Here is a 12746-nt window from a genome sequence, read left to right as displayed (position 1 = left end):
TGAAAAACATGTGTTGGACTCATGGATGGTCGGTCCCCGAGGCTGGGCACATGGCTCACACCACTCACGAAACCCGTAGCCCGGCCGTGCCCCGCACCATGTCCCAGCCTCCCGTGCTCGGGCGCGGTCTGGTTCTGCTGATGGCGCTCGCCGCCGCCCTCTCCTGCGCCGGGAACTACTTCGCGCAGCCGCTCCTCGACATCATCGAGGGGAATCTGCACATAGGTGTCACCGCCGCGGGGCTGATCGTGACCGCCGCCCAGGCCGGGTACGCGCTGGGGCTGATCCTGCTCGTCCCGCTCGGGGACGTCATGGACCGACGGCGGCTCGCCGTGGGCCTGTTCGCCCTGACCGCCTTCTTCCTCCTGGTGACGGCCGCCGCGCCCACGGGGCCGCTGCTGATCGCCGGCACGCTGCTGACCGCGCTTACCTCCGTCGGGGCCCAGGTCGTGGTGCCGTTCGCGGCGGCTCTCGCGGCCCCGGCCGAGCGCGGCAGGATCGTCGGCGTCGTCATGTCCGGCGTGCTGCTCGGCGGGCTGTTCGGGCGCCTCGCCGCCGGAGCGCTCTCCGAACTCGGCGGCTGGCGGACCGTGTACTGGGTGAACGCGCTGCTCATGGCCGTCATGGCGATGCTCCTGCACAAGCGCCTCCCCCGCCTGCCCCGGCCGGGCGACGCGGCCACGATGCGGTACACCGGGCTGCTGCGCTCCACGCTTGCCCTGCTGCGGCAGGAACCCCTACTGCGCCGGCGGGCGGCCATCGGCGCGTTCTCCATGGCCTCGTACAGCGTGCAGCTGACCGCACTGACGTTCCTGCTGACCCGGCCGCCCTTCCGGTGGAACGCCGCCGCCATCGGGCTCTTCGGCCTGGTGGGCGTCATCGGTGTAGTGGGCATGAACATCGCGGCCCGGCTGAGCGACCGGGGCCGGGTGCAGGTGGTGTCGGGAACGGCGGCGGCGCTCCTCACGCTCGCCTGGCTGCCGCTGCTGGCCGGTGAGTCGTCACTGCTGTGGCTGACGGTCGGCGTGATCCTGCTGAACATCGCCCAGCAGGCGGGGCTCAACAGCAGCCAGAACGTGATCTACGCGCTCCGCCCGGAGGCCCGAAACCGGATCAACTCCGCATTCATGACGCTCTTCTTCATGGGCGGGGCGGCCGGCGCCGCGCTCGCCTCGGTGGTCTGGTCCCGGGCCGGCTGGAGCGGCATCTGCCTCCTGGGCGGTGCGCTCGCCGCGGGCAGCCTCGTGCTGTGGATCCTGGAGCGCACCCGGATGGCCTCCGCCGCGCGCCCCTGAACCGGGTCCGGGTCCGTCGCCGTCAGTCGTTGACGGCGGTCAGGAGCACCACGGCGTCCTCCAGCGCCAGCAGCCCGTGCCGCTCCTGCGGAACCGGGTGCAGCGCTCCGGCGCTCAGCTCCACATCGCCGGAGGCCGCTGTGAGGCGGACCCTGCCGCGGAGCACCTGGAGGGAGGCCGCGGTGGGGGCGTTGTGCTCGTCGAGGGCGGATCCCGAGGTGAGGGCGATGACGGTCTGTCTCAGGGGTTCCTGATGCAGCAGTCGGTGCGCGCTGCGGCCGTGCGCGGAGGCTCGGGCCGCGGCCAGATGCTCGTCGGCGAGGGCATTCAGATCGTCCATGTGCCCACTGTGCCGCAGTGCCCGTCCCCCCGCGATCCTGGCGCCGGGCGGCGACGCGGACCACCCGGCCGGGTCAGCCGCCGGCCGTCCACCGGTACCGGACGTCCGGCTCCCGCTCCTCGTTGCGGCCCCCGTCGTCGAACGAGACGGCGGTGAACCCGTGCCGCTCGTAGAAGGCCCGCGCGTCCGTGTTGCGCTGGAAGACGTACAGCGTGAGCTCGCCGGCCGCGAGCCGGCGCACCTCGGCCAGGAGCAGCGAGCCGATGCCCCGGCGCCTTACGCCGGGGCGCAGGTAGAGGTGTTCCAGCTCGGTTCCGTCCAGGGAGGCGAAGCCCAGCAGCTCCCCGGCGCCGGTCTCGGCGACCCGCACCGTCGTCCCGGGCAGCACCACATGGGTCATCCAGGCGAGGGTGTCCTCGTCGCTGTGCACCTTCGGCAGATACGGCATCGACGCGGCGCGCGAGTCGAGGAAGAGCCGGGTCAGCGGGCCGGCGTCCTCGGCGGTGGCCTCACGCAGCAGCACCCGGCCGTCCGGTTCGGAAGCGTTCGGTGACATCTCGTCCCTCCTGGTCCGGCCGGAAGGCCGCCGCTGTACGCGGTCCGCGGTCCGCGGTGAACTGCTCGTATGCGCGGACCGAACCTATGCCGGGGCCCGTCGGGACCGCCAGCGGGATTCGGCCCGTCCGGGCGCGGCAGTCGCGGACCGGCGCGGGCCACCCGCGAAAATGTGATGGGGGAACGACCGAAGCGACCGACCGATACGGAGGAGTGGGCAGATGCCGCACGAACGAGCTGGACAGCCGGCCCGGCCGGAGGATCTCATTGATGTGGCGCGGCTGGTGACGGCGTATTACGCGCTGCACCCGGACCCGGCCGAGCCGGACCAGCGGGTGGCGTTCGGCACCTCCGGTCACCGTGGGTCGGCCACGGCCACCGCGTTCAACGAGGACCATATCGCCGCCACCAGCCAGGCCATCAGCGAGTACCGGGCGATGCAGGGCACCGACGGGCCGCTCTTCCTCGGCGCCGACACCCATGCGCTGTCGGAGCCGGCCCGGGTCACCGCCATCGAGGTGTTCGCCGCCAACGACGTGACGGTGCTCGTCGATCCGGCCGACGGCTTCACCCCGACCCCGGCGGTCTCGCACGCGATCCTCGGCCACAACCGGGGCCGGACGGCAGGGCTCGCCGACGGTGTGGTGGTCACCCCGTCCCACAACCCGCCCGGCGACGGCGGGTTCAAGTACAACCCGCCGAACGGCGGCCCGGCCGGGTCCGGTGCCACGGGCTGGATCCAGGAGCGGGCCAACGAGATCATCGCCGCCGGGATGAAGGACGTGCGCCGGCTGCCGTACGCCCGTGCACGGGCGGCGTCCACCACCGGGACGTACGACTTCCTCGGCAACTACGTGGCCGACCTGCCGTCCGTGCTCGACCTGGACGCGGTGCGCGCGGCCGGAGTGCGCATCGGCGCCGACCCGTTGGGCGGCGCGTCGGTCGCGTACTGGGGCCGGATCGCCGAGCAGCACCGGCTCGATCTGACGGTCGTCAATCCGCTGACCGACCCCACCTGGCGGTTCATGACGCTGGACTGGGACGGAAAGATCCGGATGGACTGCTCGTCGCCGTACGCGATGGCCTCGCTGATCGGGCAGCGGGACCGCTTCCAGATCGCGACCGGGAACGACGCCGACGCCGACCGGCACGGCATCGTGACGCCGGACGCCGGGCTGATGAACCCGAACCACTACCTCGCCGTCGCCATCGACTACCTGTACGCCCACCGGGAGCAGTGGCCGACGGCCGCGGGCGTCGGCAAGACGCTGGTCTCGTCGGGGATGATCGACCGGGTCGCCGCCGGTCTCGGCCGTGAGCTGGTCGAGGTGCCGGTCGGCTTCAAGTGGTTCGTGGACGGCCTGGTCGACGGCTCGATCGGGTTCGGCGGCGAGGAGTCCGCCGGGGCCTCGTTCCTGCGCCGCGACGGTTCGGTGTGGACGACCGACAAGGACGGCATCATTCTGGCGCTGCTCGCCTCGGAGATCCTCGCGGTGACCGGCAAGTCCCCATCCGAGCAGTACGCGGCGCTCACCGCCCGGTTCGGTGAGCCCGCGTACGCCCGGATCGACGCTCCCGCCGACCGTGAGCAGAAGGCGGTCCTCGCGCGCCTCTCCCCCGAGCAGGTCACCGCCGACACGCTGGCCGGTGAGCCGGTCACGGCCGTGCTGACCGAGGCGCCCGGCAACGGCGCGCCGATCGGCGGCATCAAGGTGACCACCGAGAACGCCTGGTTCGCGGCGCGCCCCTCGGGCACCGAGGACGTGTACAAGATCTACGCGGAGTCGTTCCTGGGCGCCGGTCATCTCGGCCGGGTGCAGGAGGAGGCCAGGGCCGTGGTCTCCGCGGCGCTGGGGTCCTGAGCCGGGCCGGGGCGGCCTGCGGGCCGCCCCGGCCGTTCGCGCGGGTTCAGCGCACCACGTCCACGAAGACCGGGTTGGTGTAGAACCAGGTGTCCAGCCACGGGTTTCCCTGGCCCGGCTCGTGCGGCAGCGGGCCGTGCGGGTCGATCGCCGCGCCGAGGAATCCCGTCCCGTGGCGCTTGCCGTCACTGCCGCGCAGCCGCAGGTAGAACGGCTCGTCGGCGCGGCCGACCGGGATGCGCAGAGTGTACGTGCCGCGGCGGCCCGAGACGTCGGCGGTGTGGGCGAGCCGAGTGTCGGGGGCGTGCCAGTCGTCGCGGTCGGCGGCCGGGCCGCGGACCGCGCCGCGGATGACGTCGACGTGCTCCAGGCTCGGCAGCACACCGTACGGGTTGCGGCGGGACGCGGCGGTCACCGTGACGGTGAGGGTGAGCCGCTCGCCGCGCCGGGCGCGCAGCCGGCCGCCGAGCGTTGCGCTGTTGCCGTGCTCGCCGCGCACCTCGACGTCGATGCCGTCGATGAGATGACCGTGGTCGACCCAGACCCGGCCGGCCCGCAGTCCCTCCATCACGTTCCGGTAGCCGTACCGGGTGACGCCGACGTGCGTACGGCTGAACTGGCCGGGCCAGAAGTCGCCGCCGGGCTGCGGTTCGGTGGTGTTGTACGGGTCGGGCAGGTGGCCGGTGTTGTCGAAGTTCTGTCCGGGCGGCCACTCGCCGTTGACCCAGGTGTCCTGGGCGACGCGGTGGACGTCGGAGTTGGAGGTGATCGTGAAGAGCTTTCCCTCCGCCAGCATCGCGTCCCACAGTCCGCCGACGGTCGCGGTCGCCCAGTCGAAGCCGCCGTAGGTGACGTACGCCTCGCGCGGGTAGCCGGGCCAGGAGTCGGCGGACGGTGAATTGCTGTACTCGCCGCGGACGTTGGTGTCCGGGTGCCAGCCCGGGATGGCACCGGCCTGGGCACCGGGGGCGCCCTCCATGCCGATCATGATCCCGGGGGCGGCGTCGCGCCAGCCGCGCATCTCGTGCGGGGAGTCGATGCCCAGGCGCATGGGGTGGTTGGCGAGGACGAGTACGTCGTCGACGTAACGGGTGCGGCGCTGTTCGGCCAGCCATTTGAGGGCCTTGACCGCGTGTGCCTCGTTGCGCGGGGTGTCGGGGTGCGTCGGGGCGCCGGCCGTGTAGCCGAGCAGCTTGCCGTCGAAGGCCTCCTCGAAGCGGGTGAGGAGGTCGACCTCGTGCCGTCCGGGGGGCGAGAAGACCGTGCAGTGCTCGGCGCCGGGGATGTACCACTCCAGCCCCTGGAAGATGAGCATGCGCTTGTTGTCGGCGCGGGCCCTGAGGATCTCCTGGTGCTCCCGCGCGGCGCCGAACTCGGCGTGGCCGATGTTGCTGTGCTCGGTGAAGACCATCCAGTCGAGACCGAACTTCTGTCCTGCGGAGGCTAGTTGGGAGAACGTGTACTTGGCGTCGTGGCTGTAGACGGAGTGGTTGTGGTGGTCGCCGACCAGATAGACGAGATCCGGGGCGTGTCCGTGCCCGCGGGACGGGCCTCCCCGGCTTTCGGCCAGCGCGGGCAGCGGCAGCGAGGCGGCGGCGAAGGCGGCACCGAACAGACCGGCGCGGCGCATCAGCCCTCGGCGGCTGAGGCCCTGCGGGTCGAGCCGCTCAGCGGGAACCTGGGGGTCGGCCCATTCGGGCACGGGGTGGGACATGACGCGTCGTTCTCCTTCGTGCGGGCGGCGACGGTCCGGGGCCGGACCGCAGGGCCGCCGACAGAAGGATTTCCTGATTCCGGAACCGTCCGGTGAACCCCGGGCGAAGTACGGGGGTCGCACCCGTGGCAACCGGGCACGACAGCGCGGGGTTCACCGGACCGCGGTGTTCACGGCGTGACGATGGCGAAGTCCGGGTCGGGCTCGCCGAGGTGGCCGAGCAGTTCGTCCACCTTCGCGAGATCGCCGTCGGCCTTCGCCCACCCCTGCTCCACCAGATCGGCGAGTGGTGTCTCACCGAGGAGCAGCGCGCGCAGGGCGTCCTCGTCGAGCGTCACCTCGACGTCCGGCTCACAGGCCGCGGGACCATTGCCCGTCACATGGGTGAGCACACCGTTGCGCAGCCGCATGCCGACGGGGTCCTGGTCCTTCACGTTCCAGCGTACGCAGATGTCGGCGTCCCAGCTGCGGGGTCCGTCGACGCGGATGGCGAGGGCGTCGAAGAGCTGGTCGGGCGTCAGGGCGCGCAGCAGGTCGGGGGCCGTGGTGGTGGTCGGTGTGCCGACGGGGTGCTCCGAACGGGGGACACGAGGGCGGTACCGGAACCCGGTGCCGTACCGGTCGCCGTCGCCCGCCCGGAGCATCGCGGCTTGTGGGACCCGGGGCGGAGTTCCACGATGGCGGTCCTGGAAGCGACGGCATCGGGGACGGACATGGGTAACGGCAGGGGCATGAGCAGCGCCGCACCCCCGCCCCGCCCCGCGTGCCCCCCGCACGCCCCACGATGACTCCGCCCGTCCGCGCCCGGGGCCCCCGCCGCAGCAGAGGCTCCCACCGGGCCCGCAACCTGCGCAGCCGCGCCGCGGCCGTTCTCCTGGTCGTGCTCGGCGCCTTCCTCGGCTGGGCCGTACCCGTCTGGGAGCGGCATCTGCCGTCGACAGGACTGGGGTTCGACGCGTCCACGGCGCAGGCGACCCTCGCCGCCATCGCCGGCGGCATGATCACGCTCGCCGGTTTCATCGTCACGGCGATCACGCTCGTGATCCAGACCGTCCAGTCGATGTCTCCCCGGCTGGTCGCGGCGCTGGGACACTTCAGCCGGTACCTCGTGCTCTTCGGGCTCCTGATCGGCACCGCCCTGTACGCGCTCGTGGCCCTCAGCCAGGTACGGGAGTCCCACGTCCCCCGGGGAAGCGTCACCTTCGCCGTGGGGCTGGTGCTGGTCGATTCCGTCGTGGTGCTCCGTCTCCTGGCCTCCCTGCGGCATGCGGTGACCGGCGGCGGGCTCTCGCGCGCGGTGGGCGAACGGCTCCGCACCGTCATCGACCAGGCGTATCCGCCGGGGCCCGCGGTGCCCGCGCCGCCCACCGGTGATGCCGACCGTGCCACCCGCGTACCTGTCGTCCACGGGGGCGGGCCGGCCGTACTGCTCTCCATCGACGAACCGAGGCTCGTACGGATCGCCGCCCGCCACGATCTGCGGATCCGCTTCGTCCACGCGATCGGGGACTTCTTGGGGGCCCACGACACGGTCGCGTTCCTGGAGCCGGCACACGGCCGGGGCGGCGCGGGCACCCGTCTGGCGAAGCGCGTCGCCGCCTGCGTCCGGTACGGCCCCAGCCGCACCGTGGAGCAGGACGCCCCGTACGGGTTCCGGCTGCTGGCCGACATCACGGTCAGGGCCCTCTCACCGGCCGTGAACGACCCGACGACGGCGGTGCAGTCCCTGGACCAGATCGAGGACGCGCTCCTGAGACTGTCGCAGCGCTCCCTGGGCGACGCCTGGCTGCTCGACGCGGCCGGCACCCCCCGGGTGTCGTACCCCTCACCCGGCTGGGAGGACCTCGTCTCCCTCGCCCTGGACGAGACGCTCATGTACGGGTCGTCCAACCCGCAGGTCGTCCGGCGCCTGCGGGCGTTGCTGGAGCGCGTGGCCGCTGCCGCGCCGCCGCCGCGCAGAGGGGAACTCGCCCGGCGCACGGCCGCGTTGGAACGCCTGTCCTCGGCGGCCCTCTCCGATCCGCTGCTGTCGGCGGTGGCCGATGTGCCCGATCGTCAGGGGCTGGGCGGATCGGCGCCCCGGGGCGATTCCCTCGGCTGAGGGCCGAGGGCGGACGTTCATCCGTCGGATCATGAGGCCACTGGCCGGCTGTCGCCGTCCGTGGTGTGGTCCGGAACCAGGGAACGGATGCGGGGTATCGGCGAGGGCAGCAGCCAGAGCAGCGACAGGGATCCGCCGACGGCCGCGACGAGGAGGGTCGCCCGCAGGCCGATGAGGGTGGCGAGCAGCCCGCCGACGACGGCGCCGACCGGGCGTACGCCGTAATTGATCGTGCTGTACGCGCCGGCCACGCGGCTGCGCATGCCGTCCGGGATCACCGCGGCCTGGAGGGAGTTGAGGTTGACGTCGAACAGCATGACGCCGAACCCCGAGCCAATGACGATGCCGCGCCCCACACCAAAGCATCGCGAGATCCTCGGGGCGAGCACGGCGCCGAGGAGGGCACCGGTCGCGCCGGTCCCGAACGCGATGCCGATCACTGTGGCGGAGAGTCCGAGGCTCCGGTCGGCGAACAGCACGAACAGCCCGCTGCCCGCCACGAAGGTGAAGAAGTTGACGGTTGCCGCGCAGCCGAGGCCGGCCCGCAGTACCGGGTGCCGGGCGACGAATGCCAGGCCGTCCCTGGCACGCCGCAGCAGCGAGGACGCCGCCGTGGCAGCGGGCGGTGGTTCGTCGACCGGAACTCTGCTGATCAGGACCGCCGACACCAGGAAGGTCAGGGCGTCCACCACGATGGCCACGGGTGCGGTGAGCAACTGGACCAGTGGGCCGCCGATGGCCGGGCCGGCCACGTACGACGCGGACCGCGCGGCGCTGAGCTTGCTGTGGGCATCGACGTAGGACGCGCGCGGCACGAGACTCACGAAGAAGGGCGGCCAGGCGGTGTTGAACAGCACCCCGGCGGCGCCGGTCAGCAAAGCCACGACGTACAACTGCCCCAGCGTCACCGCGTCCAGTAGGTAGGCCGCCGGGAGGCTGAGCAGCACCGCGGCCCGCGCGCCAGGTCGGCGAGGATCATCAGACGGCGTTTGCGGGCCCGCTGGTCGACCCAGGCACCCAGGACCATGGCGAGCAGGTTCGGGGTCCAGATGAGCGCGGTCAGCCACGCCGCCTGGTTGGCCGTGGCGTTCAGGGCGCCGACGGCGATCAGTGGCAGGGCCAGTTCGGTTATCCGGTCACCGAACTGGGAGACCGACTGACCGGCCCAGAAACGGCGGAACCGCCGGTCCCGCCACAGCGATGTCGCGGCGTTCCGGTCCGGCGCGGTCACGGTGTCCGTCCGGTCTGCTCCTCGGCGCCTTCCGGCAGGACATAGCGCAGCAGCCGGACGCCGCGGGCGTCGGCGGGCCGCTCGTCCGGGTCACGGGTGGCGTACGGCGCGAGCACGCGCTCGATCCCCTCCTCGATGGCCGCGAGTTCCTCGGCGGAGACCACGACGCGGGTGTTGGCCAGCCCGGCCTGGCCGAGCCACGCCGGGTCGAGTGCGGGTTCGACCTCGGCGGCCCATCGGGCCGGGAGATCGGCCGAGCGCCGGAACATCTCCTGCGACAGCGCCCGCGCGGCCGACCGGCCCTCCTCGTCGGCCGGGTCGTGCGGCGCCTTGAACCGGAAGCCGCCTGCCGCCGCCTCCCACCGCCGTTGACGGCGGTCCGGGCCCGGCTCGCTGTCGCGGACCAGTCCGAAGCCCGCCAGGTGGCGCAGATGCCAGCTGGTCACCGAGGGCGTCGCGCCCACGTCGGGCGCGAGCTGGGTCGCGGTCGCGGGCCCGTGCCGCCGAAGGCGGTCGAGGATCGCCAGCCGCACCGGATGGGCCAGCGCCCGCATGGCCTGCGGATCGGTGATCTCGATATCGCCCAGGCGATTATTGGAATCCATGACGTGAGAGCTTCCTCTCACAATTCCTGAGAGTCAACTCTCACATCGTGCGGAGTGGCAGCGGGCAGTCCCCCGGTGGCGAAGTGCGCAGGGTGCACCGACGCTTGTCCCTACCTGCCGATCCGAGCAGGGGCGGAGCCTGATGGGGGTGAATCCGTGTCGGATGCCGGTGCACCGGTCCCCGAGCCGGCGGGAGCCGACGGTATGGGGGCGGCGATCCTGCACACCTTGTTCGCCCAGTCCGCCGTGGGGCTGCATGTGCTGGACACGCGGCTGCGAGTGGTCCGGGCGAACCTCCTGCCCGACGACGTTCCCGCCGAGCGTCTCGCGGGCCGGTACTTCACCGACGCCTACCGACTGGAGCGGCCGCACGAGGCGGAGCGGGTGCTGCACGGTGTGCTGGACAGCGGGGCGGCCGTGCGCGGTCTCGTGGTCCGCGGCCGGCTCGCCGACGGGGCCGGCCCCGATCGCAGCCTGAAGGTGTCCGTGCACCGGCTGGACGACGCGCGGGGGCACACGCTCGGGCTGCTGGCCACGGTCGTCGACGTGGACGAGCAGGAGAAGGCGCGTACCCGGTCGGCGTGCCTGGCGGCGGTGCGTACCCGGGTGGGCAGGTCGCTCGATGTGGCGGCCACCTGCGAGGGGCTGGTCGCGGCCGTGGTGCCGGTCTTCGCCGACCTGGCCGTCGTCGAGGTGGTGGACGAGGTGCTGCGGGGGTCGGACCCGCCGCCGGGGCCGCTGGGGCACGACGTGCCGCTGCGCCGCGTGGCCCTGCGGGGGCACGGTGCGGACGGTCACCGGGACGGGCTCGTCGGCGAGATGCGCCGGCTGCCCGCCCGTACGCCCTACGCGCTGGCCGTGTCCGACCTCCGGCCCCGCCTGGTCCGGATCACTCCCCGTACGCCCTGGCTCGGCACGGCCCCCGAGAGCGCGCGGCTGATCGAGGCGACCGGGGCCCACTCCATGATCGTGGTGCCGCTGAAACTGCACGGCGCGGTCCTCGGGCTGGTGAGCCTCTACCGGTGCCGGGATTCGGAACCCTTCGAGGAGAACGATCTCCCGATGACGCTGACGGCCGCCGCCCATGTCGCCCTCAGCATCGACAACGCGCGGCAGTACGAGCGCGACCATGTGATCGCCTCCACGGTCCAGCGCCGGCTCCTGCCGCAGCGCGACAACGGCAACGTCGCCGTGGAGACCGCGCACTTCCTGCTGCCCGGACGCAACAGCGGCTCCTGGTTCGACACCATCGGCCTCTCCGGCGCCCGCACTGCCCTGATCGTCGGCGCCGTCGACGGACCCGGGCTCCAGACGGCCATCACCATGGGCCAGCTGCGGACCGCCCTCCACGCGCTGGCCGGACTCGACCTGGAGCCCGACGAGGTGCTGGCCAGGCTGGCCGACACCACCGAACGCCTCGCCAGGGAACGGGAGGCGCTGCCGCCCGCGGACCGGCTGCTCGGGCAGTCGCTCACGAGCACGTGCATGTACGCCGTCCACGACCCGTTCGCCGGTACGTGCACCATCGCGCGGGCGGGGAACGCGACAGCGGGCCTCCTCACCCCCGACGGCACCACGGCCGCCCTGGACGTACCCGAGGGGCCCCGGCTCTTCTCCGGCGACAGCGCCCCCTTCGCCACTGCCACCTTCGCCCTGGACGAAGGCAGTGTCCTGGCGTTCTTCTCCGGCACCCCGATACCCGCGGGCCGGCAGCCTGCCGGTCTGCGCGAGGCCCTCGCCAGACCCGGCCGCAGCCTCCAGGACCTGTGCGACGACGTGGTCTACAACCTGCCGGCCGACGCGCACCCCGAGGGCGCCGCCCTCCTGCTCGCCCGCACCGGCGTCGTTCCGCCGGACCGGTTCTCGACCTGGGACCTGCCCAGCGACCTGACCTCCCCGGGCGTCGCCCGCACGCTCATGCGCGACCGGCTCGACAGCTGGCACCTCGACGAGGAGACGATCGAGGCGACCGAACTCATCGTGAGCGAACTGGTCACCAACGCGGTCCGTTACGGCGCCCCTCCGCTGCGGCTGCGGCTGATCCTGGACCGCACGCTCACCTGCGAAGTGCACGACGGCAGCCCGGTCGCGCCCCACCTGCGCCATGCCCGCACCGCCGACGAGGGCGGTCGCGGCCTGTTCATCGTCTCCCAGCTCGCCGCCCACTGGGGCACCCGGTACGGCGCCGGCGGCAAGACCCTGTGGACCGAGCAGGAGATCGGCTCCGCCACGGACGACCGCTGACCGGCGCGGCACGGCTGGGCACGTGCGGGGCGGCTGGGCGCACAACGGCTGCGCGCCGGGCCATTGCCCCCGGACAGCAACAGTGGTTGGCTGGACAACAGAAGATATGAATCGGGGTTCAGACCATGGCCTACCGACCCACCGCCCGTACGGAGGCGACCCGGCTCGCCCACCGTGAACGGCTGCTCGACGCCGCGCGGGAGCTGCTGGCGGAGGGCGGATACCCGGCAACCGGCGTCTCCGCGCTCGCCCGGCGGGCCGGTGTGGCCACCGGCAGCGTGTACAACCACTTCGCCTCCAAGCAGGAACTGCTCGCCGCGGTCTTCCGGCATGTCGCGGGCCATGAGCTGGGCGCGGTACGGGAGGCGGTGCAGGCACGGCGCGGCGCCACCGATCAGCTGCGCGCGCTCGTCGAGGTCTTCTCCTACCGCGCGCTGCGCAGTCCGCGTACGGCCTGGGCGCTGCTGGCCGAACCGGTCGACCCGCTCGTCGAGGAGGAGCGGCTCACCTATCGGCGCGGCTACCACATGCTCGCCGAGACGGTCATCGTCGCCGGTATCTCGGCAGGCGAACTGCCCGAGCAGAACGCCCAGTTGTCGGCCGCCGCCGTGATCGGGGCGGTCGGCGAGGCGCTGCTCGGCCCGCTCTCGCCGGTCGGCGCGCGCACCGGCCCCGGGCCCGTCGTGGAGAGCATCACCGCGCTGTGCCTCAGAGCGGTCGGGGCCGGCGGTTCCTGAACCCGGGCCGCCCACCCCGCCGTACCGGCTCACCCCGAATCGCTTCCCTCGCCGCCCCGACC

12 protein-coding genes are annotated in these 12746 nt (G+C 72.8%); 5 read left to right on the top strand and 7 right to left on the bottom strand.

All coding sequences use genetic code 11. The annotated features are described in order from the left end of the window. Positions 1 to 50: 50 nt before the first annotated feature. A complete protein-coding gene (locus OG842_RS35960) occupies positions 51 to 1295 on the top strand; it encodes an MFS transporter (RefSeq protein WP_266734848.1) in 1245 nt (414 codons plus the stop codon). A 22-nt stretch (positions 1296 to 1317) separates the two neighbouring features. Here the strand turns inward: OG842_RS35960 and OG842_RS35955 are convergent, their stop codons facing one another. Continuing rightward, positions 1318 to 1635, bottom strand: a complete 318-nt coding sequence (locus tag OG842_RS35955; protein WP_266734849.1) for a cupin — start codon at positions 1633 to 1635, stop codon at positions 1318 to 1320. A gap of 73 nt (positions 1636 to 1708) precedes the next feature. Further along, the gene (locus OG842_RS35950) at positions 1709 to 2191 is read right to left on the bottom strand and encodes a GNAT family N-acetyltransferase (RefSeq protein WP_266734851.1); all 483 of its coding nucleotides are present in this window, start codon (positions 2189 to 2191) and stop codon (positions 1709 to 1711) included. A 220-nt stretch (positions 2192 to 2411) separates the two neighbouring features. Between OG842_RS35950 and pgm the strand changes: the two genes are divergently transcribed. Continuing rightward, positions 2412 to 4052, top strand: coding sequence for a phosphoglucomutase (alpha-D-glucose-1,6-bisphosphate-dependent) (gene pgm / locus OG842_RS35945; protein WP_266734853.1), 1641 nt, complete (start codon positions 2412 to 2414; stop codon positions 4050 to 4052). A 46-nt stretch (positions 4053 to 4098) separates the two neighbouring features. Here the strand turns inward: pgm and OG842_RS35940 are convergent, their stop codons facing one another. Both OG842_RS35940 and OG842_RS35935 read right to left on the bottom strand, forming a co-directional pair. After that, positions 4099 to 5766: a PHP domain-containing protein gene (locus OG842_RS35940; protein ID WP_266734854.1), complete on the bottom strand. Its 1668-nt coding sequence runs from the start codon at positions 5764 to 5766 to the stop codon at positions 4099 to 4101. Positions 5767 to 5936: 170 nt separating this feature from the next. Next, a complete protein-coding gene (locus tag OG842_RS35935; RefSeq protein WP_266734856.1) occupies positions 5937 to 6410 on the bottom strand; it encodes an alkyl sulfatase C-terminal domain-containing protein in 474 nt (157 codons plus the stop codon). 140 nt (positions 6411 to 6550) lie between these two features. Between OG842_RS35935 and OG842_RS35930 the strand changes: the two genes are divergently transcribed. Further along, complete coding sequence (locus OG842_RS35930; protein WP_266734858.1) at positions 6551 to 7867, top strand: DUF2254 family protein; 1317 nt, start codon at positions 6551 to 6553, stop codon at positions 7865 to 7867. Positions 7868 to 7896: 29 nt separating this feature from the next. Here OG842_RS35930 and OG842_RS35925 read toward each other — a convergent pair whose 3' ends face one another. Genes OG842_RS35925 through OG842_RS35915 form a run of 3 tightly spaced genes read right to left on the bottom strand, consistent with a single transcriptional unit; the run spans position 7897 to position 9703 of the window. After that, positions 7897 to 8814 (bottom strand): MFS transporter, encoded by a 918-nt coding sequence (locus OG842_RS35925; RefSeq protein WP_266734859.1) that lies wholly within the window; start codon positions 8812 to 8814, stop codon positions 7897 to 7899. Continuing rightward, positions 8772 to 9098, bottom strand: coding sequence for a hypothetical protein (locus OG842_RS35920; protein ID WP_266734860.1), 327 nt, complete (start codon positions 9096 to 9098; stop codon positions 8772 to 8774). Before OG842_RS35920 ends, OG842_RS35925 begins: the two co-directional genes overlap by 43 nt. Next, entirely contained in the window at positions 9095 to 9703 is a 609-nt protein-coding gene (locus OG842_RS35915; protein WP_266734861.1) for an ArsR/SmtB family transcription factor, read from the bottom strand. Before OG842_RS35915 ends, OG842_RS35920 begins: the two co-directional genes overlap by 4 nt. Positions 9704 to 9907: 204 nt before the next feature. Here OG842_RS35915 and OG842_RS35910 point away from each other — a divergent pair, with 204 nt between their 5' ends. Both OG842_RS35910 and OG842_RS35905 read left to right on the top strand, forming a co-directional pair. Beyond that, positions 9908 to 11947: an ATP-binding SpoIIE family protein phosphatase gene (locus OG842_RS35910; RefSeq protein WP_266734862.1), complete on the top strand. Its 2040-nt coding sequence runs from the start codon at positions 9908 to 9910 to the stop codon at positions 11945 to 11947. 125 nt (positions 11948 to 12072) lie between these two features. Further along, the gene (locus OG842_RS35905; protein ID WP_266734863.1) at positions 12073 to 12684 is read left to right on the top strand and encodes a TetR/AcrR family transcriptional regulator; all 612 of its coding nucleotides are present in this window, start codon (positions 12073 to 12075) and stop codon (positions 12682 to 12684) included. Positions 12685 to 12746: the final 62 nt, after the last annotated feature.

Source organism: Streptomyces sp. NBC_00376, assembly GCF_036077095.1.
GTDB lineage: Bacteria > Actinomycetota > Actinomycetes > Streptomycetales > Streptomycetaceae > Streptomyces.
This window is presented reverse-complemented; position numbering and strand designations above follow the sequence as displayed.

Bases quoted from the DNA above. Each gene is read 5' to 3' on its own strand.
- pgm (WP_266734853.1), top strand. From the start codon at position 2,412: ATGCCGCACGAACGAGCTGGACAGCCGGCCCGGCCGGAGGATCTCATT.
- OG842_RS35955 (WP_266734849.1), bottom strand. From the start codon at position 1,635: ATGGACGATCTGAATGCCCTCGCCGACGAGCATCTGGCCGCGGCCCGA.
- OG842_RS35935 (WP_266734856.1), bottom strand. From the start codon at position 6,410: ATGCTCCGGGCGGGCGACGGCGACCGGTACGGCACCGGGTTCCGGTAC.
- OG842_RS35940 (WP_266734854.1), bottom strand. From the start codon at position 5,766: ATGTCCCACCCCGTGCCCGAATGGGCCGACCCCCAGGTTCCCGCTGAG.
- OG842_RS35910 (WP_266734862.1), top strand. From the start codon at position 9,908: ATGGGGGCGGCGATCCTGCACACCTTGTTCGCCCAGTCCGCCGTGGGG.
- OG842_RS35950 (WP_266734851.1), bottom strand. From the start codon at position 2,191: ATGTCACCGAACGCTTCCGAACCGGACGGCCGGGTGCTGCTGCGTGAG.
- OG842_RS35905 (WP_266734863.1), top strand. From the start codon at position 12,073: ATGGCCTACCGACCCACCGCCCGTACGGAGGCGACCCGGCTCGCCCAC.
- OG842_RS35915 (WP_266734861.1), bottom strand. From the start codon at position 9,703: ATGGATTCCAATAATCGCCTGGGCGATATCGAGATCACCGATCCGCAG.
- OG842_RS35960 (WP_266734848.1), top strand. From the start codon at position 51: ATGGCTCACACCACTCACGAAACCCGTAGCCCGGCCGTGCCCCGCACC.
- OG842_RS35930 (WP_266734858.1), top strand. From the start codon at position 6,551: ATGACTCCGCCCGTCCGCGCCCGGGGCCCCCGCCGCAGCAGAGGCTCC.